General features: G+C 68.3%; 20 protein-coding genes and 7 pseudogenes. 9 read left to right on the top strand and 18 right to left on the bottom strand.

Going from position 1 to position 22,755, the window contains the following annotated elements; genetic code table 11:
* Positions 1-76: 76 nt before the first annotated feature.
* Together ACFYO2_RS46935 and ACFYO2_RS46930 are read right to left on the bottom strand one after the other, a co-directional pair.
* Positions 77-1,437: pseudogene (locus ACFYO2_RS46935) on the bottom strand (ISNCY family transposase).
* A 464-nt stretch (positions 1,438-1,901) separates the two neighbouring features.
* Positions 1,902-2,594, bottom strand: a complete 693-nt coding sequence (locus tag ACFYO2_RS46930) for a hypothetical protein (protein ID WP_388362931.1) — start codon at positions 2,592-2,594, stop codon at positions 1,902-1,904.
* Between the two features lie 301 nt (positions 2,595-2,895).
* Between ACFYO2_RS46930 and ACFYO2_RS46925 the strand changes: the two are divergent.
* A pseudogene (locus ACFYO2_RS46925) lies at positions 2,896-3,841 on the top strand (ATP-binding cassette domain-containing protein).
* A gap of 254 nt (positions 3,842-4,095) precedes the next feature.
* Here the strand turns inward: ACFYO2_RS46925 and ACFYO2_RS46920 are convergent.
* Positions 4,096-4,807 (bottom strand): annotated as a pseudogene (locus tag ACFYO2_RS46920) (IS6 family transposase).
* 408 nt (positions 4,808-5,215) lie between these two features.
* Between ACFYO2_RS46920 and ACFYO2_RS46915 the strand changes: the two are divergent.
* Positions 5,216-5,364, top strand: a pseudogene (locus tag ACFYO2_RS46915) (transposase); the annotation flags it as partial.
* Positions 5,365-5,429: 65 nt separating this feature from the next.
* Here ACFYO2_RS46915 and ACFYO2_RS46910 read toward each other — a convergent pair.
* The 5 genes and pseudogenes from ACFYO2_RS46910 to ACFYO2_RS46890 form a co-directional block, all read right to left on the bottom strand.
* Positions 5,430-5,900 (bottom strand): annotated as a pseudogene (locus ACFYO2_RS46910) (SIS domain-containing protein); the annotation flags it as partial.
* Between the two features lie 472 nt (positions 5,901-6,372).
* A complete protein-coding gene (locus tag ACFYO2_RS46905) occupies positions 6,373-7,230 on the bottom strand; it encodes a carbohydrate ABC transporter permease (RefSeq protein WP_388362929.1) in 858 nt (285 codons plus the stop codon).
* Positions 7,227-8,198: a carbohydrate ABC transporter permease gene (locus ACFYO2_RS46900; RefSeq protein ID WP_388362927.1), complete on the bottom strand. Its 972-nt coding sequence runs from the start codon at positions 8,196-8,198 to the stop codon at positions 7,227-7,229. Before ACFYO2_RS46900 ends, ACFYO2_RS46905 begins: the two co-directional genes overlap by 4 nt.
* Positions 8,199-8,212: 14 nt before the next feature.
* On the bottom strand, positions 8,213-9,556 hold the full coding sequence (locus ACFYO2_RS46895) for an extracellular solute-binding protein (RefSeq protein WP_388362924.1): 1,344 nt from the start codon (positions 9,554-9,556) through the stop codon (positions 8,213-8,215).
* Positions 9,553-10,560: an N-acetylglucosamine kinase gene (locus tag ACFYO2_RS46890; protein ID WP_388362921.1), complete on the bottom strand. Its 1,008-nt coding sequence runs from the start codon at positions 10,558-10,560 to the stop codon at positions 9,553-9,555. Before ACFYO2_RS46890 ends, ACFYO2_RS46895 begins: the two co-directional genes overlap by 4 nt.
* Before the next feature lie 339 nt (positions 10,561-10,899).
* Between ACFYO2_RS46890 and ACFYO2_RS46885 the strand changes: the two genes are divergently transcribed.
* From ACFYO2_RS46885 to ACFYO2_RS46870, 4 genes and pseudogenes are all read left to right on the top strand, one after another.
* Positions 10,900-12,051: an ROK family transcriptional regulator gene (locus tag ACFYO2_RS46885; protein WP_388362918.1), complete on the top strand. Its 1,152-nt coding sequence runs from the start codon at positions 10,900-10,902 to the stop codon at positions 12,049-12,051.
* A gap of 170 nt (positions 12,052-12,221) precedes the next feature.
* Positions 12,222-12,596, top strand: a complete 375-nt coding sequence (locus tag ACFYO2_RS46880) for a VOC family protein (protein ID WP_388362915.1) — start codon at positions 12,222-12,224, stop codon at positions 12,594-12,596.
* Between the two features lie 17 nt (positions 12,597-12,613).
* Positions 12,614-12,799, top strand: a pseudogene (locus ACFYO2_RS46875) (hypothetical protein); the annotation flags it as partial.
* A gap of 95 nt (positions 12,800-12,894) precedes the next feature.
* Positions 12,895-14,067 carry an NUDIX domain-containing protein gene (locus ACFYO2_RS46870; RefSeq protein WP_388362969.1) on the top strand — a complete coding sequence of 391 codons (1,173 nt, stop codon included), beginning with the start codon at positions 12,895-12,897 and terminating at the stop codon, positions 14,065-14,067.
* 188 nt (positions 14,068-14,255) lie between these two features.
* Here ACFYO2_RS46870 and ACFYO2_RS46865 read toward each other — a convergent pair whose 3' ends face one another.
* From ACFYO2_RS46865 to ACFYO2_RS46855, 3 genes are all read right to left on the bottom strand, one after another.
* Positions 14,256-14,744, bottom strand: coding sequence for a DUF4265 domain-containing protein (locus tag ACFYO2_RS46865; RefSeq protein ID WP_388362912.1), 489 nt, complete (start codon positions 14,742-14,744; stop codon positions 14,256-14,258).
* 109 nt (positions 14,745-14,853) lie between these two features.
* Positions 14,854-15,360: an SMI1/KNR4 family protein gene (locus ACFYO2_RS46860; RefSeq protein ID WP_328580563.1), complete on the bottom strand. Its 507-nt coding sequence runs from the start codon at positions 15,358-15,360 to the stop codon at positions 14,854-14,856.
* Entirely contained in the window at positions 15,338-15,868 is a 531-nt protein-coding gene (locus ACFYO2_RS46855; protein WP_388362909.1) for a hypothetical protein, read from the bottom strand. The genes ACFYO2_RS46860 and ACFYO2_RS46855 overlap by 23 nt, the downstream gene beginning before the upstream one ends.
* A gap of 98 nt (positions 15,869-15,966) precedes the next feature.
* On the opposite strand from ACFYO2_RS46855, the gene ACFYO2_RS46850 reads away from it, so the two are divergent.
* From ACFYO2_RS46850 to ACFYO2_RS46840, 3 genes are all read left to right on the top strand, one after another.
* The gene (locus ACFYO2_RS46850) at positions 15,967-16,503 is read left to right on the top strand and encodes a DUF4240 domain-containing protein (RefSeq protein ID WP_388362906.1); all 537 of its coding nucleotides are present in this window, start codon (positions 15,967-15,969) and stop codon (positions 16,501-16,503) included.
* A 90-nt stretch (positions 16,504-16,593) separates the two neighbouring features.
* A complete protein-coding gene (locus tag ACFYO2_RS46845; RefSeq protein WP_388362903.1) occupies positions 16,594-16,998 on the top strand; it encodes a hypothetical protein in 405 nt (134 codons plus the stop codon).
* A gap of 83 nt (positions 16,999-17,081) precedes the next feature.
* Entirely contained in the window at positions 17,082-17,843 is a 762-nt protein-coding gene (locus tag ACFYO2_RS46840; protein ID WP_388362901.1) for a DUF4253 domain-containing protein, read from the top strand.
* A gap of 58 nt (positions 17,844-17,901) precedes the next feature.
* On the opposite strand, the gene ACFYO2_RS46835 is transcribed toward ACFYO2_RS46840, so the two are convergent.
* From ACFYO2_RS46835 to ACFYO2_RS46805, 7 genes and pseudogenes are all read right to left on the bottom strand, one after another.
* A complete protein-coding gene (locus ACFYO2_RS46835) occupies positions 17,902-18,297 on the bottom strand; it encodes a DUF5958 family protein (RefSeq protein ID WP_388362898.1) in 396 nt (131 codons plus the stop codon).
* Entirely contained in the window at positions 18,294-18,950 is a 657-nt protein-coding gene (locus tag ACFYO2_RS46830) for a Fic family protein (RefSeq protein WP_388362896.1), read from the bottom strand. Before ACFYO2_RS46830 ends, ACFYO2_RS46835 begins: the two co-directional genes overlap by 4 nt.
* Positions 18,947-19,219 (bottom strand): hypothetical protein, encoded by a 273-nt coding sequence (locus ACFYO2_RS46825; protein WP_388362893.1) that lies wholly within the window; start codon positions 19,217-19,219, stop codon positions 18,947-18,949. Before ACFYO2_RS46825 ends, ACFYO2_RS46830 begins: the two co-directional genes overlap by 4 nt.
* Before the next feature lie 7 nt (positions 19,220-19,226).
* The gene (locus tag ACFYO2_RS46820; protein ID WP_388362890.1) at positions 19,227-19,829 is read right to left on the bottom strand and encodes a reverse transcriptase domain-containing protein; all 603 of its coding nucleotides are present in this window, start codon (positions 19,827-19,829) and stop codon (positions 19,227-19,229) included.
* A 639-nt stretch (positions 19,830-20,468) separates the two neighbouring features.
* Positions 20,469-21,257, bottom strand: a pseudogene (locus ACFYO2_RS46815) (IS630 family transposase); the annotation flags it as partial.
* A 45-nt stretch (positions 21,258-21,302) separates the two neighbouring features.
* On the bottom strand, positions 21,303-22,004 hold the full coding sequence (locus tag ACFYO2_RS46810; RefSeq protein ID WP_388359262.1) for a CBS domain-containing protein: 702 nt from the start codon (positions 22,002-22,004) through the stop codon (positions 21,303-21,305).
* A 203-nt stretch (positions 22,005-22,207) separates the two neighbouring features.
* A complete protein-coding gene (locus tag ACFYO2_RS46805) occupies positions 22,208-22,582 on the bottom strand; it encodes a hypothetical protein (RefSeq protein WP_388362887.1) in 375 nt (124 codons plus the stop codon).
* Positions 22,583-22,755 lie beyond the last annotated feature (173 nt).

Raw genomic sequence — 22,755 nt, 5'->3', positions numbered from 1 at the left:
AAAAAGGGTTCGGGCTGGTGACGAGGCCGGTGCTGCAAGACGGCGCTGTGCCGCTGAGCTGTCGGCGGCATGACCCTCAGCGGCTGAGGACGGTCATCCGCTGAAGGTTGTAGGCGAAGATCCCCAGTCCCGCCCAGGTCTGGGCGCCAGCCAGGCGGCGCAGGCGCGTGCGACGGATGCCGAAGCTGCGCTTGAGGTGACTGATACGGGCCTCGACACCGACTCTCCAGTTGCGCGTGCGCCGGAATCGGCGGCTCTGTTCGTACTCACGCCGTGCCTTTCCCGGCTTCCCGGCCCGTTGCAGGCCGATCCGCTGGACACCGAGTTCGGCCAGGGCGAGATCGTTGGCCGCGGTACCGAAGCCGCGGTCGGCGACGACCGTGCTGGGCGGGCGGCCGGTCAGTAAGACGGCGCGCTGCACCGAAGGAACCAGTTGCGGCGCATCGGCCGGATCCCGCGCTGGACCTGGTCCACGATGAAGCCACGTTCGTCCTCGGCCACGAGCGTGGTGTAGCCGAACTGGGTGGGGTGCTGAGGCTTGCCCTTGCGGATCGGCCGGGCGTCGGGATCGGCCAACGAGACCAGCCGGTCGGGGATGGTGCGGATGCCTGCCAGTCGCAAGGCGGTCTGCTCCAGCAGTCGGCGGGTGCCCGCCACGGTCTCGGCCAGCTCGCCCACCAGGCGCGCGAGTCGTCCCGAGGGCCGCTTGCCCAGCGTGCGCCGGGCATTGCGCTCCACCGCCGCCACGTCCCGCAAGGTCGCGCAGGCGATGGTGGCTATCTCACCGGTGAGCCGGTCGATCTCGCCCAGCGCCTGGCCGGTGCGCCGCCGCAGCGTGCGGGAGATCTCCTTCACGCGGCGTCCCGCTGACCGGCTGCGATCACGGAAGCAAGTCCGCCTGGCTGCCCCGGACGCCTTGATGCGCCCCACCAGCCGGCCCAGTTTGCGTACCCCGTGTTCGAGCAGGTCGGCGTCCGTGGGGTGGTCGATGTCGGCTTCCATCACGGTCGTGTCGATGCGCAGCTTGCGGCACCGCAGCAGCTTGTCCTCGACCAGCTTGCCCAGCAGGGCGGCGTTCAGGTCTTGCACCGTCTGCGCTCCGCTGCGGCGCACCAGCTTGATCAGCGTGGTCGGGTGCGGCACCGGGGAGGTCAGAGGGATGCGGCAGAACCGGCGCCAGCTCAACGAGTCCGCGACCTCACGGCACAGGGTCTCGTAACCCAGCTGGTAGCGGTGCTTGAGATACAGCAGGCGCAGCAGCGTCTCCACCGGCACCGACGGCCGCCCCAGCCGCTCGGCGAACACCGCCCGCCGCGGAGCGATGAACCGCTCGTCGTCCAAGAACGCATCGACCCGGGCCAGTTCGGCGGGCAACTGCCGGGCCTGCTCCGGCAGCACCTCCCACCAGGCGTCCTGCACTCCAGCGACACGCAACACCGCCCCACCCCCGGCCGCAACGACCCGCCTCCACTGTCGCGGCCATGGCCCGGCCCTCACCAGCTCGCCCCAGAGGGCAACCCAGAGGCAGCCCCGGACTTCTTCAGGGGCAAGTAGCTAGGCAAGTCACATGTCGCGTATCAGCTTGTCGAGTTTCACAGACCCTGATGCTCCAGGACATCCTGAGTGAACCAGACTGGGCCAACCTCCTCACGCCCGACGACCGGCGGCGGCCCGACTCCGCTGTTCTGGTCCCACGTCCGCCCGTACGGGGAGGTGAACCTCGACATGGACTCCCGCCTGAGCCTCGCCGCGGCCACCGTGTCCCACCCTCGTACGCCTGCGAATGCCGCTGTGTCGGCGGCCCTGCCGACACAGCGGCATCTCACCGAAGAGGCCGTCGGCTGCTCGCTGAGCAGTACAGACGCTGAACCAGCGTCGACTCACCTGCCCCGTTCTGAGCTTCAGGTTGCGGCGAGAACACGCCTGTCGCGCTGTGACACGACGAGGTAGCCGACGAATCCGATGATTGCAGCTGTCCAGGCGAGTGTGACTGGTGCCAGGCCGAGGCTAAGGCCGCCGCGGGTGTGGCCGAGTGCCATCCAGTCGGCGAGGGAGGCGCCGAGGGGGCGGGTGATGACGTACGCGGTCCAGAATGCGGTCACCGCGTTCAGGGAGCCGAGACGGTGGGCCATGGCGGGCACGCAGATGCCGACCGCGAAGAGGACGACCGAGCCCAGGTAGCCGAAGCCGACGGTGGCCGTGAGGCCGCCGGCGGCGGTGCCGAGGGCGAAGGTGGCGAGGACGGCGGCCCAGTAGAACGTCTCGCGGCGGCGGGTGCGGATGCTGTGGATGGACAGGGTCCGCTCGCTCGCGTACCAGAGGACGAAGACCACCGCCAGCACGGCGAGGAAGGCCGGCGTCGACACGGCGTACGGCACGCCCAGGCCCACGTGCAGTACGTCGGCGGCCAGGGTGCCGAACACGCTGACCATGACGACGGCGGTCCAGTAGGCCCAGGCGACGTACCTGCGGAGGGTGAACTGGACGGCCAGGGAGCCCGCCAGGGCGAGACCACCGAGCGCGACCGCCGGTACCGGGCCGAGCGTCCGTGCCAGAAGGTCCGACGCCGTCTCGCCCATGCCGGTGGTCAGCACCTTGATGATCTAGAAGTAGACGGTCACCTCCGGCACCTTGTTCGCCATCTGGCGTACGGGGGCGAGGGGCCGGTCGTCGAGGACGTGCTCTGCGGTCATGATCGGCACGATGGCACTTCGAGCCTGAACGCGACCTGAACGGCGTGCGCGCGGCAGCGGTGTCACGTAGTACCGCGGTACGACCCCACGGGCGTGGATCAGTCCGCGGTATTACCGAATCGGGGCGTTTCGGGTCCTAGCGTGGTCGGTGAGGCGCCAGAGGCGACGGACAGACGCCGGTGTCCGACAGGAAGAGGCACGAATGATCGACGCACAGCAGCTGACAAGAGGTACGGCGAGAAGACGGCCGTCGACGGGCTGGACTTCGCCGTCAAACCGGGGACAGTGACCGGCTTCCTGGGCCCCAATGGCGCTGGCAAGTCCACGACCATGCGGTGATCGTCGGGCTCGACGCGCCGACGAGCGGCTCCGTGACGGTCAACGGCCACCCCTACGCCCGGCATCAGGCACCGCTCCAGGAGGTCGGCGCGCTGCTGGAGGCGAAATCCATCCACCCGGGCCGCTCGGCCTACAACCACCTGAAGGCGCTCGCGCTGACACACGGGATCCTCCGTCGCCGGGTCGACGAGGTCATCGACCTCGCCGGGCTCGGCACGGTGGCGAAGAAGCGGGCCGGCGCCTTCTCTCTCGGTATGGGCCAGCGGCTCGGCATCGCGGCGGCCCTGCTGGGCGATCCGCAGACGGTGATGCTGGACGAGCCGGTCAACGGGCTCGACCCGGAGGGCGTCCTGTGGATCCGCAACCTGCTCAAGGGGCTCGCTGACCAGGGCCGGACCGTGTTCGTGTCGTCCCACCTGATGAGCGAGATGGCCCTGGTGGCGGACCACCTCATCATCGTGGGGCGCGGCCGGCTGCTGGCGGACACCACCGTCGCGGACCTGGTCCGCGAGGCGGGCGGCGACACGGTGAAGGTGGCCACGCAGGACCCGGCGCGGCTGCGGGAGGTACTGGCCGGTCCCGGCGTCGACATCACGGGCCGTGCCGGCTCCGAGGAGCTTCAGGTGACCGGGCTCAGTGCCCGCGTGATCGGCGTGAAGGCGGCCGAGCACGGGATCGCGTTGTTCGAACTGTCCGCGCGGACGGTGTCGTTGGAGGAGGCGTTCATGGAACTGACCAGGGATGCGGTGGAGTACCACGGCACCACGACCGGCATCGACACCCTCGCGACCGGTGGGAGGGCGGCATGAGCACCCTCACCGCGACCGCCGAGGCGCCCCCGGCCGCCCCCGTCCGTCGTTGTATCAAACGCATCATTGTTGCGTCCATGTCGAGCGGTGCTGGTCAGCTACCGAAGGAGGCCCAGGGCGTTCCCGATGCAGGGTCTCTGATCAACAGGAACGTTCGAGGTAGGGCACTACGTTGGGCGTTGTCACGTTGTTGGGTGTGGGGGGAGTCTGACGGTGTGCCGGGGCGTTGTGGAGTCGGGTTTCGGGCTGTGTGCTTACGGCGCGGTGGGCAGGTCGGCGACGCCGGTGATCTGCTCCCAGATCGCGAAGCGTGCGGTCATCTCGGCTCGATAGTCGGATGCGGGGATCAGATGGCGGCGGGGCCGGAAGTGGGGTGAGATGCCGCTGAACGCGGAGAGGAACCGCTGTGCTCCGCCCACGGAGCGGAAGCCTTTCATCGCCCGTTCACGCTGCCTGGTGGGCTGGTGGCTGTTCTCCGCCCGGTTGTTCAGGCCCTTGTGGGAGCGGTGCTCGACGGAGGGCATGACCTCCCGGTGGGCAGCGCCGTAGGAGCGGAGCTTGTCAGTGACGATCACCCGCGGCACCGCGCACGTCTTCTTCATCAGTCTGCGGAAGAAGCGCCTGGCGGCGGCCTTGTCCCGCCGGTTCTGCACCAGTATGTCCAGGACGTGCCCGTCCTGGTCGACGGCCCGCCACGGGTAATTCTGTTCCCCATTGAATCTTGATGAAGACCTCGTCCAGGTGCCATTTGTCGCCAGGTCGGGGCTGCCGGCGGCGCAGCGCGCTCGCGTACTGCTGCCCGAACTTGGCGCACCAGCGGCGCACCGTCTCGTACGAGACGACGATCCCGCGCTCGAGCATGAGCTCCTCGACCTCACGGAACGACAGCGGGAAGCGGAAGTACAGCCACACGCATTGGGAGATGACCTCGACCGGGTACCGGTGCCCCTTGTGCGACGGCGACACGGCCCCCACGGACAGCCCCCTCCGGCACGATCAACCAGAAGATCATCTCACCCGGTCAACCAACGTGACAGCGCCCTTCCACAGGCCCAGAGCCGTGCTGACGTCGCCCGGCTGCAGATAGTTTCGGGTGCGCTCGAGTTCGATGATCTCGGACAGCGCACGCGAAGACAGGCCGTCGATGACCGGCCGTGCACCCGTTGTCCGGTGGCTGCCGGCGGCGCCGGCAGGGATCCGTCCTGGCCGTCTACGCGGCATGGACCTTTCGGTTCGTCGTCATGCGGTACATGGTGCCACGGTCTCGAATGGCGTCTCGAACGGATTCGCTCGCATGGGGATTCGCCGGACGTGGGGGCGGCCTTCGTCTGATCATGTGCTCCGACCAAGGTGCACGTGACCACGACGAAGGCCATGAGGGTGCGTCTGCTGTCTGATGCTGTCCGGAGGGAAGCGTTCGCGGAGGCATCACGCTTCCGGGCGAGTTCTACGTATGCCTGACCGCTCGGCGCGACGAATTGTTCGAGTTGATGGACGCGGTGCTGTGTGCGGACGGTGCGGTGATCTTGGTGTCGTCCTGGTGGTGAAGGAATCCGTCGATGCCGAGGCCTTGGGCCGCCGCCAGCTCTCCGGCGAGGAGCTGCGCCGGCAGGATCTCCAGCACGGCTGCGGACACCGCAGCGTCCGCGGGAACGGTCAGCACGGTCAGCCCGGGTTCCGGCGCGACGACAGCCGAGGTGATCAGTACCGTCGGGATGCCCCTGCCCGCGAGATAGCGGGCGAGACGGGTCTCGCGGTCCTGCCCGAAGAGCACACAGCCGTCGGTCCCGGTCAGCGACTCCATGGGGCCGTGCAGATACTGGTACGTCTCGTACGAGGCGGTACGGATCCGCGCCGATTCGCGGATCAGCAGCGCCGCTTCCTCGGCGGAGGACCGCGACCGGCCCGCTCCGACGACGTCCAGCGACACGCTCTCCGCCAGCGTGGAGGCCGCACGTCGCGCCGGTTCGGCCAGCACCGTGAGGGTCTGCTCCACCCGTTCGGGCAGGCGCTCCCAGTCGTCCCCGTCGTCCGTGCCGTCAAGGGCCCGGGCCAGCATCCCGAACGCCTGGAGCATGGCCGTGTATCCCACGGTGTAGACCCTGCTGTCATGGCCGGCACCCAGCAGCAGGGGCGCGTCGACGTGTGGGAGAAGCGGTGCGTCGGGGGCGTTGGTGAGAGCCAGTCGGGCGCCGAGCGGGGCCCCCTGGGCGGCGACGATGGTCTCCCGGCTGCGGCCGCCCTGGGAGACGAAGAGATAGCAGTCGGCCACGTCGGCTCGCGGTCCCAGGCCGATCAGCTCCGAGGCCTCGATGCGCACCGCACGGCGGCCCCGTCGGCTAAGGCGGTGCACCAGCGCGTGGCCGGCGTGCGAGGCGGCCCCCATCCCGGCCACGGCCAGTGTGCCGCGTCGCCACGGCGCCAGGTCGACGGTCTCCAGGCAGGCCCGTATCGAGGCGGCGGACTTGCGCAGTTCGGACGGCTGGGAGGCGACCGCGTCGTAGTAGTCGATGGCTTCGTCCACGGTGGCGTCAACCTTTCACGGCGCCGGCGGCGAGCCCGCCGACGACCCATCGTTGGAACGCGACGGCGAGCAAGACCGGCGGTACGGAGGCGATCAGACCGCCGGCCGCGACCAGGCCGAAGTCCGTGCTGTACCGGCCGGAGAAGTCGGCGATCGCGACGGGGATGGTCTTCGCCGCCGAGGTGGAGGTGAAGATCAGGGCGTAGAGGAACTCGTCCCAGGCCAGCAGGAAAGCGAACATCAGGGTGGCGAAGAGGCCGGGCCGGGCGACGGGAAGGATGACGCGCACCAGGGCGCCCATGCGTGAGCATCCGTCGATGCGCGCCGCCTCTTCCAGTTCCGGCGGCACGGTGAGGAAGAAGTTGCTCATGATCCACAGCACGAACGGCGTGACGTACGAGCAGTAGACGAGGATCAGCCCGAGCCTGGTGTCGAGGAGGCCGAGGGAACTCATCAGCAGATAGAGGGTGATGAGCAGGGCGATGGGCGGCAGCATGTAGGTGCCGAGGAACACCATCAGCACGAGCCGGCGCCCTCGGAAGCGGAGCATCGCGAAGGCGTAGGCGCCGAGGACGCCGACCGCCATGGAGACGGCGACCGTACCGCCCGCGACGATCAGCGAGTTCAGGATCGACTGGCGGAAGGCTCCCGCGACGTCGTCCCCCTTGCCCTGGAAGATGTCGCTGTACCGGAAGAGACTGGGGTGGTCCGGCCACCAGTCGTAGGGCCGGGCGCTGAGGTCGGACGGCTGGTAGATGCTGGCGGTCGCCATCCAGGCGAAGGGGGCGAGGATGACCAGCGCGACGGCGAGCGCCGCCAGGTGGAGGAGGACCCGGTGGGTTCGGTGGGTGCGGGCCGGGTTCACAGCAGGCTCATCTCCGTTCGGCGCAGCATCCGCAGGTAGATGGCCGTCAGCACGAGGATGCAGACGACGATGATGTCGGCCAGCGCCGAGCCGTAGCCGAGCCGTTGGTCGGAGAACGCCTGGACATAGGTGAAGAAGGCAATGGTCTGGGTGCCGTTCGCGGGGCCGCCGCCGGTGAGCACGTACACCAGGTCGAACACCTTGAACGCGTCGATGGTGCGCAGGACCAGCACGATCGACACGCTGGGGATCAGTAGGGGGAGGGTGATCGAGCGGAAGGTGCGCAGCCGGCCGGCGCCGTCCACGCGAGCGCTCTCGTACAACTCGGACGGGATGGCCTGCAGGCCGGCGAGCAGGAAGAAGGCGACGAGTGAGGTCGTCTTCCAGACGTCGGCGACGACCAGCATGTTGAGCGCCATGAAGGGAGTACCGAGCCAGGACTTGTAGTCGTTCAGCAGGCCCAGTTGTGTCAGCAGTGCGTTGAGCGATCCGTACTGGGCGTTGAGCACGCCGCGCCACATGGCGCCGTTGACGACCGTGGGCAGCGCCCAGGGCAGGACGACGACCGCGCGGAACAGCCATCGCATGCGCAGGGGTGCGTTGAGCAGCAGGGCCAGGGCCATGCCGAAGGTCAGTTCCAGGCCGGTGGAGACGACGGTGAAGTACAGGGTGCGCCAGATGGTGGACCAGAACTGGGCGTCCTGCGCGATGCCGATGTAGTTGCGCAGCCCGACGAACGGCGTCGACGTCGCGACCGCGCTGTCGACCTCGAAGAGGGAGACGAGGACGGTGCGCAGGACCGGGTAGATCACCACACCGAAGACGACCAGGGCGGCGGGCAGCAGCAGGAGTGCGGCCAGGCGTCCCTGTCCGCGGTCGGGCACGGTGACGGCAGGTATGGACGGCGGGCCGGGAGAACCGCGGCGCGGTCGCGCGGTCTTCCCGGGCCGGGTCTGGGCGGTGGCCATCGCGGACCTCCCGGTCAGCTCTTGAGCAGCGGGGTCGCCGTCTTGACCGCGTCGTCCAGGGCGGCCTGTGGGGACTTGTCGCCGAGCAGCGCCTTCTGCAGTTCGGCCTGGATGACCTTGGACACGCCGTTGTAGTTGGCGACCTGCGGACGGGCGATGAGGTCGTCGAGCTGTCCCGCCGCGGCGGCGAACGTCTCGGGCGCGCTCTTGGTGACCGAGGACTTCTGGTAGGAGGCGGCCCAGATCGGCAGGGCGCCCGCGGCGTACGGGTCCACCTGGGCCTCACTGGTCATCCACTTCAGGTAGGTCCAAGCGGCGTCCTGGTTCTTGCTTCCGTGCGCCACGGACAGCGCCATTGAGCCGTTGACGCCGGGGCGCTTGCCCTGCGGTCCGGCAGGGGTGCGCTGGATCCTGATGTCACCGACGACCTTGGAGTTCTTCGGGTCGTTGGACGACGCGAGGTAGTAGGTCCAGTTCAGCGCCATGGCCGCCTGGCCGTTGTTCATGGTCTTCTCCACGTCCGCCTCCAGGAACGTGGTGGAGGCGGGATTGGTCAGGCCGTCGGTGATGGTCTTCCGCATCCACTCCAGGGCGGTGACCGCGCCTCCCTTGTTCAGGGCGAGGCCGCCGGAGGAGTCCAGGAAACTCCCGCCGAAGGCGCCCACCAGCTGGGCGTAGTCGCACATGAGGGCCTCCGCCTGGGACCAGCTCCAAGCCAGCGGATACTTCACACCGGCCTTGGCCTTGACCTTCCGGGCGGCCTCCAGCACGCCGCTCCAGGTGTCGAGCGACGTGGCGTCGACTCCGGCCTTGGTCAGAATCGCCTCGTTGGCGTAGAAGAACTTCGTGTCCATGCCCCAGGGCACGCCGTAGTACTTCCCGCCGTACTCGGCAGTGGTCAGGGCGCCCTTGAGGATGTCCCCGTCGCGCCAGCCGGCGGGATAGCGGCCGGTGAGGTCGGTGACGATGTTCGTGCCGGCGAACTCCGCGGGCCAGATGCAGTCGATGACGACGACGTCGTACGTCCCGGCCGCCGCCGCTGTGACGATCTTGTCGTGCAGGGCCTCGTAGGTCACGAAAGTCGGCACGACCTTGATGTCGGGGTGCGCCTTGGCGAAGGCGGTGGTCATCGCGCGGACGTTCTGCGTGCTGTAACCGGCCTGCTGCATGAACAGCGCGTGCAGGGTGCCGCTGCCGCTGCCCTTGCCGCCGGTCTGCGCGGTTCCGGTGACGCTGCATCCTGGCAGGGCGAGCGCCGCGCCTGCGGCCAGCCCGGAGACGAGCACGCCGCGCCGGGACACTACGGATGGAACGGGCTGTGCGCTTCTGTCGGCGGGACGCCGAGGGAACGTGATCACGGGATGACCTCCTGATGTGCGGTGCGGAGCGGGAGCGTGGTGGAGGGAGAAGGCGTCGTACGCGAGGAAGTGGGCGGGACATCGCCTGCCGGGGAAGACCCTGAGGGCGTGGGACCGGGCGGTAAGCCGCCTGCCGGGGTCGGCCGGGAGGCGAGCGCGAGGGCGCCCAGCACGGGGGGCCGGTCGAGAATGCGGACGTCGAGGTGGGGGTGGTTGCGGCGCAGAGTGGTGACGAACGCCTCGCGCAGCCGTCGCTGCGTTCGGATCACGGTGCCTCCGGCGACGAGGTGGGTGCGTACGATGCCCCGGGCTGCGAGCCGGTCCACGAGTACGGCGAGCTGCTCGCCCCCCTCCTGGATGACCGCGGCGGCCATGTCGGAGCCCGCGTCCGCGGCGGCGAAGACGGCCGGGACCCGACTGCCCCATGCCGCGGCCGAGTTGTCCGACGACATCAGGGGGCTCAGGTCTGTCGGTGCGGCGACCTCGAAGGCCCGCACCAGGTGCTCGCCCAGCGGGTCGAGCGGTGCCCCCCGGTCGAGGGACCCGAGCACCGCGCGCACCGCCTCCCGGACCAGGCCGGCGGCGCTGCCCTCGTCACCGAGCAACGAGCCCCAGCCGCCCGCGGTGACAAGGCGGTGCTCCGCGTCCCGTGCGGTCGCGATGGAGCCGGTGCCGCAGACCACCCCGATGCCGTCGGTGACGTCCATGGCGGGGGGCATCAGCTCCGCGTCGTTCACCACCTGGAGCGGGCCGGTGAAGTGCTGGGCGAGGGCGGCGGCCAAGGCATCGCACTGCTCGGTGGTGTCACAGCCGTGGGCGCCCACGGCGGTGGGCCAGGACAGCGCTTCGTCCCCCAGCCACCGCACGGTGAGCTCGCGCAGCGCCGCCGCGTCGAGCTCGGCGGAGCCGCTCCGCCAGGAGGAGGATCGGACGACACGCTCGGCGGTGACTGACGTACCGCCGGTACCGACCGCGAGATGAGTCTTGGTGCCGCCGATGTCCATACCCAGGAGTCGGGGGCCAGTTGGCGAATCCCTCATTCGTTAAGTCACCGAACTTTCGGGCCGTTGGCCGATCACCGAAGCGGAGTGGAGTTTTCGCCGTGCGAGGGTCCGGTGAGCGCACGGTGGGAGCTTCTTCGGACTGGAAAGGCATGCGGCGCCTGACTTCGGCCAGCCGCATCGAGAGGAAGACGTGGGTTGCCTCGTGGGCGTTCGTAAGGTTAACGAACTCTCAACCTGCCGAACAGGGTGCTCCTGTAACTTTGCGGTGAACGGCGAGACTGTGAGCGGGTCGCTGGCCGACGGGCGCGGGGGCCGCGCGGCGCATCTACAAGGAGGACCATGAGCCAGACGCCTGCCGAGGCCGGTTACGACCTGCCCGACAGCTCACGCGCGGTACTGCGGGCGCTGGCGGCGAACGGACCGACGACCCGCCCGCAGCTGGGCGAAGCGCTCTCGCTGTCCAAGCCCACGATGTCGGCGGCCATAGCGGAGTTGACCGCGCACGGCCTGGTCACCAGCCGCGGCTCCGCGCGCGGCGCCACCGGACGCAGCGCCATGCTGTACTGCGTCGCGCCTTCCGCCGGCCACGTGCTGGGCGTCGAGGCGGGGGCGACGCGGGTCCGCGTGTGGGCCCACGCGCTGGACGGGAGCCAGATCACGACGGCGGAGGAACGACCGGCCCGGCAACGGCGCAACGTCACCGCGACCGTGGTGTCCACCGCCGTACGGCTGACGGAGCAGGTGCGTGAGGCCGTGGGGAAAGCCCATGGCCCACTGCGGGACGTGGTGATCGCCGCCCCGACCCGGCCCGGTGAACTGCGGCCGGAAAGCCTGCGCCCCGACGGGGTGCAGCGGTTGGACACCGCCCTGCCCCTGCCCGACGGCACCCCCGCCGTGATCGAGAACAACGTGAACTGCGCGGCGGTCGCCGAACACCGGATCGGAGCGGCACAGGGCCAGGACACCTTCGTCTATCTGCAGGTCGGGGTCAAGATCGGTCTGGGGGTCGTCGTCAACGGGCGGCTGCTCCACGGCGCCCACGGCGCGACGGGTGAGGTCGCCCGACTGCCGTTCCCGTGGACCCCCACTGAGGAACCCGAGCGGGAAGCCCTGGAGGACTATCTGGGGTCGGCAGCGCTGATGGCGCGGTGCCGGGAGATCTGGCCACCGGAGCACGGCGCGCCGCCGCGCGACGCGGAGGAGCTGTTCCGCACGGCCCTGGGCGGCAACGAGGCGGCCCGTCGGCTGGTGGACCGGCACGGAAGCGACATCGGACGGCTCGTCGTCAGCGTGCTGTGCGTGCTCGACCCTCAGCAGGTGGTGCTCGGCGGCGGGGTGGGCCAGAACCAACTGCTGCTGCCGGAGGTCCGCCGGACGGTGCGACGGCTCGCCTGGGACACCGAGATCACCATAGGAGCGTTGGGTGACTACGCGACCGTGCAGGGCGCGGTGCATCTCGCCATCGACCGGTCGCTGAGCCGGATCGTGTGACAACAGCCCGGCGGTCGTGCGCGGCAGATTCCGGGGCGCCCGACCCTGTTCATCCACGGCCGACCCGCGCCCGTCGACCACGTCCCGCACTGGTCATACTGAAGCTGCCCGGCAATCAGGACGAAGTCCGTTGCTGTAAGCGAAAGCCGGCCGACCGTCCCGGAGGTGCCGTGCCCGCGCAGATGAAGTTGTCCGCGATCACCCTCGACTGCCCCGACCCACTGGCTCTGGCGGAGTTCTACCAGCAGGCCACCGGCCTCGAACTCCACCCGAAGTCGGACGCCGAGTTCGCCGGTCTCAACGGTGAGAACGGGCTCCTTGTCGGCTTCCAACAGGTCGACGGCTACCGGGCTCCGATCTGGCCCGACCAGACCGTTCCCCAGCAGTTGCACATCTGCTTCAAGATCGACGAGGACCTCGACGAGGCCGAGGCCCGGCTGCTGGGGCTGGGTGCGGGCAAGCCGGACCATCAGCCCCATGACGCCGCCAGGGCACGGGTTTTCACCGATCCGGACGGACATCCCTTCTGCCTGGTCAGGGAATGACCCACAGCCTCCAGCAGCCGGGCGTCCTGGCCATATTGCACCCCACGCTGCTGCCCATGCTGATCCTCATCGTCGCTCCGCGCGGCTGGGGCGCCATGCGCGTGGCCCAGGAACGGTACGTGTCGGTGATGAGCTGGATCGAGCACATGCGGGCCAGCCGCCTGATCGGCAACCTGCTTACCGAACGCAGCGCCGCGATCGAGGAAGTCCCCGCGGAGGTGATGCGGCTGCGCTGACATGAACGGCCACACCGCCTCGACTCGTCCCGCTCCGCGCCCTCTGAGGTACACCCACGCCGCTGCCGCACGACGACATCCGCACCACCATCGAGACCTACCTCGCCCGCCACCCTCACGAGCGTCCACAGCTCGGCGGCCTCCTGACGGCCCTCGACCGGCCAACCGACATCGCCAGCCGCTCCACCCTCACCGGACACGTCACTTGCGGCGCGATCGTCGTCGAACCCCTCGGCCGCGTCCTGCACGTGCTGCACCGTGCGAGCGGGAAGGTACTCGCTCCCGGAGGACACCCCGAGCCCGAAGACGAGTCCCTGGCACAGGCGGCTCTGCGGGAGCTGCACGAGGAGACCGGGATCCCACCCCAAGCCGTGGCACCGTTGCCCGGCTACGAGACCGTGCCGTTCGACATCGACGTCCACGACATCGACGCCCACCCGGGCAACGGCGAACCCGGCCACCAGCACTTCGACCTTCGCTTCCTCTTCCGCCTGCTCACCGCGGCAGAATTGCCGGTGGTGCTGCAGGAAGAAGAGGTGGTCGGCGTCGAGTGGCGTCCCGTGGACAGGGTGACCTCCCCCTCACTGCGCGAGAAGCTGCTCAAGCTCCCACCCGCCGCCGAACCGGAGACCGCCAACGCCTCCGCCCTCATCTACAACGACCGCGGCGAGTACCTGCTCCACCTGCGCGACTACTTCCCCGGCCAGATCTGGGAGCCGGGCATGTGGTCACTGCTGGGCGGCGGCCGAGAGCCCCAGGACGCCACCCTGGAACACACCGTGCGGCGTGAGCTGGACGAGGAAGCCGGCCTCCACCTCACCGACCTGACCCCGTTCGGCACCGAGGAAGCAAAGAATGACGCCGGCGCGACCGTGCCCATCGCCATCTACGCCAGCCGCTGGAACGGCGACCCTCGTGATCTCCACCTGACGGAAGGGGTGATGCTGGCCTGGTTCGCCCCCGCCGACCTCCACCGCCTGCGCATCGCACCCACCACCAGCGACCTCGTACGGCGTCACGCCGCCAGCCGCCCGGTCGGCGCATCCTGCACCGCGCCGCAGGGCGGGGCCGCATCGGAGGGGGAGCGCCGCCTGGCCTCCCCGCACGGCACGGTCCTCAACGTCATCGGCGTCCGCCTCTACCTGGAGCGGCCCGATGGAACGGTGCTGCTCGGGCTGCGCCATCCCGACTCCGCGTTCGCGCCCTCCACCTGGCACGTGCTGGCCGTTCATTAGGCAAGTCTCTTGTCGGGTGCCAAACTGTTGGCTCGTCCAGAAGCTACGTGGAGTGTTGTTGGGAACTTCCGCAGCTCCGGTCCGTACTGGGTGCCATGCCCGTCATGTGGAACAGCGAAGAATGGGCGGACAGCAATCGAGGTTGAGCGCATGGCATCCGAGGGAGACGATCACTGCCAACGCGACGGTCAGGCGGTGGCCGTGGATCGCCAAGCGGCGGTGACGCACCCTTCCTCCCAGTGCCACCATCCCTCACCCTCACCGTGTTCCAAGAGCTTCCGAATCCGTGGAAGATCCGCATCGGGCGGGACATCGAGAGCCACCATCCTGAATTGCTCGATCCCCTCCCCGGTGGTGCCGAGGCGATGAAAAGCCTTCAGCACGGTCTGACGGGCGGCAGCTGAACCACCGTCCTTCAGCACGATCAACCTGATCGTGCAGTGCTCCGAGGCCCGGACCGTCTCCCCGGTCCAGCGAACACCTTCCTCGTCGGATTCCACGCGGATGATGTCCCCGCTGGCGACTCCGCGTACGAACCAGGGCGTGTTGTCCAACCGCACCGAGCCGTCGCCGAGATCAACTGCCCACAAACTCTCGACGCTTGCCGGCGGCCAGCCCTCCTCATCCACATCCATGCGGAAATGAACCTTCACGTGGTCTCCGCTGATGCTCGTCACCGCGCCATCATCTACGCTGTCGCAGCAGACCTGGAGGCCATCCCCACCAGCGCCTTTCGTTCCCGCCGCAGAATGCGAAAACCGGGCGTCCGACCGGCTCCACGGCCGCTCACTCGAACCGGCTGAGAGGCTGTAGGCCCTCCACGAATGCCCGGAAGTCGGCCGCGAGCGGCAGTTCTGCGCCGGAGTCGGTGTCGAACCAGGTCACCGACGGTTCCCCCAACGCGCTGTAGGCCCGGTAGTCGAGACCGATCCAGTAATGACCGTCACCGGACAGCAGCACGACTGGAGACGGCAGTCCCCACTCCTCCACCAGGTACGGCGTGTCCAACAGCGACAAGCCGTGCCCGCCGGTGCCGATCCCCATCAACTCGGTGAACGGGATGTGGTCCTCGCTCCACGAGGTTGGCTGATGGGTCGGAAAGGCATCCCGGTCGGCCGTGACACCGCCGCCGTTTTGCACACGCAAAAGGTCGAGCAGCGATTCGGGGAGTCGCAGCCCGAGGACGCGCTCCGCATCGGCGACGGTCGCCTGGGTCAAGGCGGGCTGAACACCGTAGGTGTGTCCGCTCCAGAAGGACGCCTTGATTTCATCAAACTTCATCGGCTCCTCCACTCGGACCGTCGCAGCGAACCAAATGATCAAGCTCTTCGGCGGAGTCGGCGGCGAGGCGGTAGATGCCCTGGAGGCTCACCGAGCGGATCAGCCGCCCGTCCTCGACGTACTTGAGCAGGCGCTCGCCACGACGAGATGTGAACCTCAGCCGCTCCAGAAAGTCCCCGGGGACGACCGTGTCGAAGGTGAGCGGGGCACCTGGCGGTCCGACAAGCACTTCAGTGACACATCCAGCCTTGAGCGGGCGCCAGTCCAGCAACTTCACGTAGTCATCATCGGGAAGCACCGAGCCGACGTTCTCGTAGGAAACGATGTGAGCTACCTCCAACATCCCCAGCACATGGAGGCGGGTGCGGTGCACACGCACCGGGTAGATGCGGTCGCCAGGCTGCACCCCCGCGCGCTGGAAGCTCGGCAGCGACTGGTGCGGCCCGCCGAACAGCATCGTCAGTCGCTGACCGGCATAGCCGGACCGCTCAAGCTCTCGGCACAAGTCGTTGGTCCACAACGTCGTATATGAGTTCGACACGCCAGCACGGTAGCCGTGCCCTCTGACAGGCACCGGTCCGGGAGCCGTTGTCAGTACGTGGTGGCATGCTCGCGGCCATGAACAAGGAGCATTTCTGGATGTTGATCGAGAAAGCCCGTGAACACGTACCTGACACCAGGGACGGTTCCAATATCGCCGACTGTGCCTCCGCTTTGCTTGCTCGCCGCTCAGTCCAAGAGATCACCGCGGCACAGCAGACCATGTGGGATCTCATGGCCGACTCCTACCAGAACCGGCTGTGGGCTGCCGCCTATGTCGTCAGCGGCGGCTGCTCGGACGACGGCTTCGACTACTTCCGAGGCTGGCTGATCGCACAAGGACGTACGACATTCGAGCGCGTCCTTGCAGCCCCCGACACACTTGCCGAACTCTCCCACGTCCGCACTGCCGCGGCTGAGGGCACAGACCTCGACTGCGAAGACATGCTGAGCATCGTCTGGAACGCACACCAGAAGGCCACCGGCCAGGAACTCCCCGCCGATGCCTTCACCATCCGGTACCCGGACCTGGACCCTGCCTGGGACTTCAATTTTGACGACCGTGAAGAGATGGCTCGCAGGCTTCCCGCCTTGACCGCGCTGTATTCGTACTGACAGCAGTCGGCAACATCCCGTGATGCCGATAGAGCCCAGCCTGAACTGCCTCACCGCAACCGCTACTCGAGTCCTATCCGGAAGGCCACCATGAGCTGGGACGTGATCCTCCTTCGCCTGCCCGACGACGTCACCTCGGTGCAGGAGATTCCCGCCAACTACACCCCGGACCCGCTGGGCCGACGACACGACGTACTCGCGGCTGTCACCCAGGCCGTTCCCGATGTTGATCTCTCGGACCCCGCGTGGGGCGAACTTTCCGGCCTCACGTGGTCCATCGAGCTCAACATCGGCTCAGAAGATCCGGTGGACTCCGTCATGCTCCACATCCGGGGCTCCGGCGAGGACGTGCTGACGCCCGTCCTCCGTCTCGCCGAGGCTCTGCAGTGCAAGGCGCTCGACTGCGCCGAAGGGGACCTGATCACTCCGGGGCAGACGTCGGGCTGGCACGCTTTCCAGCAGTTCCGCGATCGAGTGGTGGGACCCTCCCAGTGATACTTCCTGGTCACAGCGCCAGCATCCGCCCCATGCATCCTGAAACTCGATTGGGCCTTGAAAGCATGCTTCCGCCCGGTCGGATGGTCACGTCCGATGAGGGCGACGGAGATGTACAACCCCTCTGGCTCAGTGACGGGCCGGCCACGGCCGATCTGTGGATGCGGATGCACGCCGAACACGTGCGCTCCGGCCTGTGGCCGCTGCTGCTCGATTCGTTGGATCCGAGTGACAGCGAATTCCGCCCATGGGGATCCGGGGAGGTCTTTCCCGAGCAGATGTCCTCTCCGGCAAGCCACGACCCTGCCGACCTCCTCGCTCAGTGGTGGGCAACCTACACAGCTGTCGACGAAGACGACGACATGCTCGACGCCGACAGGCGCCTCGCCGTCACGGCCCCCTTCGGGCAGACCTGGCCCGGTCTCGCGTCCTGTCGGGAGACGACAACGAACCCCGATCAACTGGCCGCCGAGTTCGCGCAGGCGTTCCTCGCTGACCGCCCCCAGACGCGCCTGGGGCTTGTCGCCGCGGCATCCGGTGCCGAGGCGCTGACGGCCGCGGGCTGGACCGGCCCTTGCAACTATGACAATGACACCGCGAAGTTCTCAGCGGTCGTCCGAGATTGGGAGCACCGGTTCGGTGCTCGTGTCGTAGCGGTCGGCTTCTCCACGCTGCACCTCAGTGTCGCCTCGCCTCCCGTGGACGAGCACGAGGCTCTCCTGGTCGCGGCCGAGCACTTCGCCTTCTGCCCGGACAACATCTGGCAGGGCAGTAGGCCGTACACACTGGCCGCATACGCCGAGCGGATCACCGGTGCCCACCACTGGGACTTCTGGTGGGACTGATCCGCTACCCGGAAGACGTTCGACTGGGAAGTGGCCTTCAGAGTGCGGTGCTGGGTTGTCAGGCGACGGACAGTCTGTGCCACCAGTGACTGCAGCCGCCGGAGCAGAAGCGCTCGCGGCGCCGTCCGTCGGCGATCGCGGGCACCGCGATCAGCAGCCGGAACGCCTTGCGGCGTTCGTCGAGAGGCGCGAGACCGGCGATCTTTCCCAATTGCTCGTCTATCCGGCCTCGTGAGATCAGCACTGCGGGTGTATGCGTCGGGCGCAGCCCGGCACGGCGGATGCTCTCTGGTGCGTCCTCGGTGACTGCGCGCGCCTGGACGCAGTGATGGCGCAGGAACAGCAGCACCTCGGACTGCTCTTCCTGGCCGAGGCCGTCGAACCATTCGATGCCCTCTGACATCGGGCGCAGCCCCTGCGCGAGCTTGTTGAGCAGGACATCGCGTTCTTTCACGACTGCCTCTTGTGGGATAGACGCCGCACCGCAGCGGTGATCAGGATTCCGAGCAGCACCGCCAGATCAGCCGCGCCTTCTGCGTCGTCGGCCCAGCGGGTGGTCTGCAGTGGGTGAACCTGGTCGAGGAGGATGCCTTCGCGGGCCAGGACGAAGGCCAACGCCAGCATGGCCGCGCGGGCGTTGCCGTCCTCGAACGGATGGAAGAAGAGGATGTCGAGGTAGGTCCGGGCAGCGCGTGACGGGAGGGGCAGATCAGGTTGAGAGCGATCGGACAGACAGCGCTCGAACAGCGCCTGCGTATCGGGTGCAAGACCGTAGCGCTCCCGTCCGCCCTTCGCGAAGGCCGGCATCGTGCGGAAACCGACGAGGTCGTGGCCCAGCACAGCCCGCTGCCACTTCGCCATGAGGGCGAAGGTCAGCGGCCTGCCCTGCTCAGCGTCGGCGAAGGCCACTTCAAGGGCGGTCAGGACCCGCGCGGTTCCCTCGCTGTCACGTCCGCCTCGCGTTGCCATGAAGAAATTCCGGAAGCAGTCGCGGGCCGGCGCTTCCGAGACGAGGCGTGCGCCGCGCCAGGGCGGCCAGGAGATCTCCGGCCGGATGAGCAGCCAGTCGGCAAGGCTGTCGTTCGGTTGGCCGGGCCCGGAAGTCATCTGATGCCACCCACGCCTATGGCGAACCGGCAGCTCACTGCGTCGACCACCGAAACGTCAGGTGCGATCCAACTGCCGAACCGGCCGCCGACCGCGTTCTTGACGATCTCCTCGGTCTGGCCCCCATCGATGCCGTTGTAGGCGAGGCACCATCGGAGGACTTGCATGCAATGCCCGTACCAGCCGCTCTCGGCCTGGGTGCGGTCAGCCACCACGGTGACCAGGCGCGTGCACGCCCGTTCCCAGTGCCAGAGGTCCGCCGAAGACACCGGCGTGCTATCCGGTGGAGCCAGGGCCGCGAACCGCTCGGTCAGGTCCTCCAGCCAGCCACGCCATTCCTGAAGAGCCTCGACGACCAGCGGGGCAGTCGCATCCGGGGTTGTCACGGAGTCGGATGAACAGCACCACACCTCGCTGGTGGATCTCAGCGATGGCATCCTGAGCCCGACGTCCGGGCCGATACCCGTAACTCGACGGATAGAAGTCGACCTCGAAGATCGGTTCGAGGATCAGCTTGAGGGCCATCTGTGCCACCCGGTCCCGCAGGGTCGGAATGCCTAGCATCCGGACCTTGCCATTCCGCTTGGGAATGATCGCCTGCTTGACCGGGAGAGCGGTGAACGTGCCGTCCTTCAGCGAGGACCGCAGGTCCTCAAGGAAGGTCAGTTCTCCAATGTCCTCCTCGACGTGGCGGCGGGTGACCGCATCCACGCCCGCTGTCTTCGCGCCCTTGTTGCCCGACACCCGCTCCCAGGCCACCAACAGCGTGGCCCGGTCGCAGACCAAGTTGAACACGTCCTTGAACCGGCGGTCCGGCTCGGCTCGTGCCCATCGGTGCAGCTTTCGCTGGTGGTCAAGTACCCGTCGCTCGGCCGTCATACTGCCCGGCCACGATGGTGCGCTGTTATTCAACGGCGACTCTCCCCGCCCCCAGTCGTACTGCTGATCACATTGCCGCCCTTCCCCATGCGGCCAGCTCTCCTGGCCGCGGAGTACTACGGCGGCTCCGCCACGGCCTGATGCCCACAGCGGGCGTTGCGCCTGCCCGCCGCCCGGCCGGCCGCCGGACGGGAGGGGCAGCACCAGGCCGCTTCCCACGTTCACTGATGTCCGTTATGACGGGTGTCGGCGTCCGGCTATACCCCGACGGCCTCGCCGCGGGCCGCACATCGCAGTCTTGGCCCGGGCCTCCCGCCGCCCAAATCACACGGACGACGGAAGCGGACAGGCCAAAAGCCACGGCCTGCCCAGCACCGCAAAGCGATCCATCCACCAGGTTCGGCAGATCGCTGACGACTAACGGGGCTTCTGACACCGGTTCAGTTCCCTTACGCCTTTCCCGTCCTCGCTAGCGGGCACGAGTCGTCTGGCAGTGCCGACCCGCCCCTACATTGTCGAGGCCGCTTCCAGCCTCACCCCCAACCCGGGGCTCAGCCTGCCTCCAGCTTCGACCGGTCACTGCGATGACCGGCGGCGGGTCCTTCCTCCCGCACGGTTTCCATCAGCGCCTCGTGGCGCACGGCTCTTCTCGTCCACGCACAGCACCACCGCCTTCTCGGGCGGATGGTGGTACAGGCCGACGACGTCGACGACCTTCGCGACGAACTGGGGGTCGGTGGAGAGCTTGAAGGCGTCCTGGAGATGGGGCTTGAGGTCGAACTTCTTCCAGATCCGCCCGACGGTGGACTTCGACAGCCCGGAGTGCTTCGCCATCGAGGCCCGCGACCAGTGGGTGTCCTTGCCCGGGGTGGATTCCAGCGTCGCCGTGAGCACGTCCTCGACCTGGTCCAGAAGGATCGAGGGCGGCCTGCCGGGACGCGGCTCATCACTCAACCCGTCCAGCCGCAACCGGATGAACCTCGACCGCCAGCGATTTACCGTTCCCTGCGATACACCGAGTTCGGCGGCGATCTCCTTGTTCGTCCCGCCTTCTGCGCACCGCAGCACGATCCTCGCCCGCAGCGCCAGGAACTGCGCGGTCTTCGCCCGCCGCGCCCAGCGCGTCAGCTCCGCACGCTCGACCTCGGAGAGCACCAGCTCCGGCTTGCGCCGGCCCGGCCGCGGCTCGTCCACCAGCCCCGCCACCCGCCGGGCCACGAACCGCGAGCGCCACTTGCGCACCGTCTCCGTGGACACCCCGAAATCCGCTGCTACACCGGTATTTGACGCTCCCTCCGCACAGGCCAGAATGATCCGGGCCCGCTCCGCCACACGGGCCGACACCGCACCATCCGCCCAACGCACCAGCTCCGCCCGCTCCTCGGCAGACAGCACGACTTCAACAGCACGAGGACCCCGAGACACCATGAAAACAGCCTACAGATTTAGTCTCATCATTTCTGGTGCAGGACACTAGCCCGCCCGGGCGGCGGTGAGGTGGGCGTCCACGGCGACGACACCGTCGACGCCCTGGCAGAGGCCCACGACCACAGGAACGAGGCGTGGTTCCGGGACGTGACCCCGAAGGGTGACGACCCCGTCCTGGACCTCGACCGCGACGGTGCCCTCGTCCAGGCCGAGGATGCGCCCCAGGACGTCCTGCTCGACCTCGCCGCGGATCTCGACGTCGGAGCGGATGAAGGCGTCGAGCAGGTCACTGCGGGTGACGATGCCGGTGAGGAGCCCGTCGTCGCCGACCACCGGCAGCTGCTTAACGTGCCGCTTGCGGAGTTCCCGTGCGGCCCGGGGGATCGTCCAGTCGGCGCGGGCGGTGAAGACGGGGCTGCTCATGAGCGCGCCCGCGGTCCGGGCCCGGGCCTTGCCCCATGCACGCTCGTCGTTCCCGTCCTGACTCTGCGGATCGGGCATGCCGGTCTCGTGCCGCAGCACGTCGGACGCGGACACGACACCGACGGGAGCGCCGTCGTCGTCGACGACCGGGGCCGCGACGATGTCGTTCGCGTCCAGCAGGGCGGCGACCTCCTGGAACGGTGTGCTGGGGCGGAGGGTGACGACATCCTCGGTCATCACGTCACCGACCGTGCGGCGGTACAGCATGGCATCGGCCTCCTCCGCTGTGCGACGGGGCGGCCGCGCCCCTGCCGGCTCGTCCACGCCGTCTTCCCTACCCATGACAGCACTGCGCCGCTCCGGCGGCCAGTGACGTTCGGCCTGGCGGGGAGGGCCGGCGGTCCCACGGCGCAATTCCGCGCGGTGGCCACCCGGTACGACTGTGACCACATCTTCAACGGCACCCTGACCGTCACCGCGATCGTCATCTGGCTCCACGACACCGTCCAAGAGCCATCAGAGACGACCTAGGCCTGGCCGCTGTTTCGCTGCCTGCCCCTTGTGCCAGCTGAGCGCTGTACGCGCAGGGCGTGGGGAGTTTTGCGTGCGGTCGGAAGGACGCCGGTCACGACCAGGCGCGGAATCTCCGTCGCACTGCGGGCGTGGCTGAACACCCAGATGCTGTCTTCGATCTCGCGGTGGCCGGCCGAGTGGTCGCTGGCGTCACCGACGAGGAGGAGGGCGAAAGGCGGTCCAGTGGCGGTGTAGTTCGTGGCCTGAGCGAGGTAGTCCCGCCGAATGACGTCCTGGGACTTCCATCGCGAGGTGCGCCACTTGATCTCAGCGACAAACCGGCTGCCGAGCTGCGGCGTGAAGATCACGTCTGCGCGGCCGCTGGCCACATCCGACCTTTCCCGCTCGACCCCGCCGCAGTTCATGTCTCAGAGGGCGTTTGATCTAGGCGTATTGCCCTGTATGCCCTAGTAGGACTCCGTTAGGTTTGCCTGGCTCTTGGGTTTGGGCTGGTGGCGGCCGTTCTGGGCAGGGGGCGGTGGCAGGTGGTGCAGGTGCCGGT

Source organism: Streptomyces sp. NPDC006602 (genome assembly GCF_042870385.1).
In the GTDB taxonomy this organism is placed as follows: Bacteria; Actinomycetota; Actinomycetes; order Streptomycetales; family Streptomycetaceae; genus Streptomyces.
Note: the sequence above shows the minus strand (reverse complement) of the source record. Positions and strands in the feature narration are given on the sequence as shown.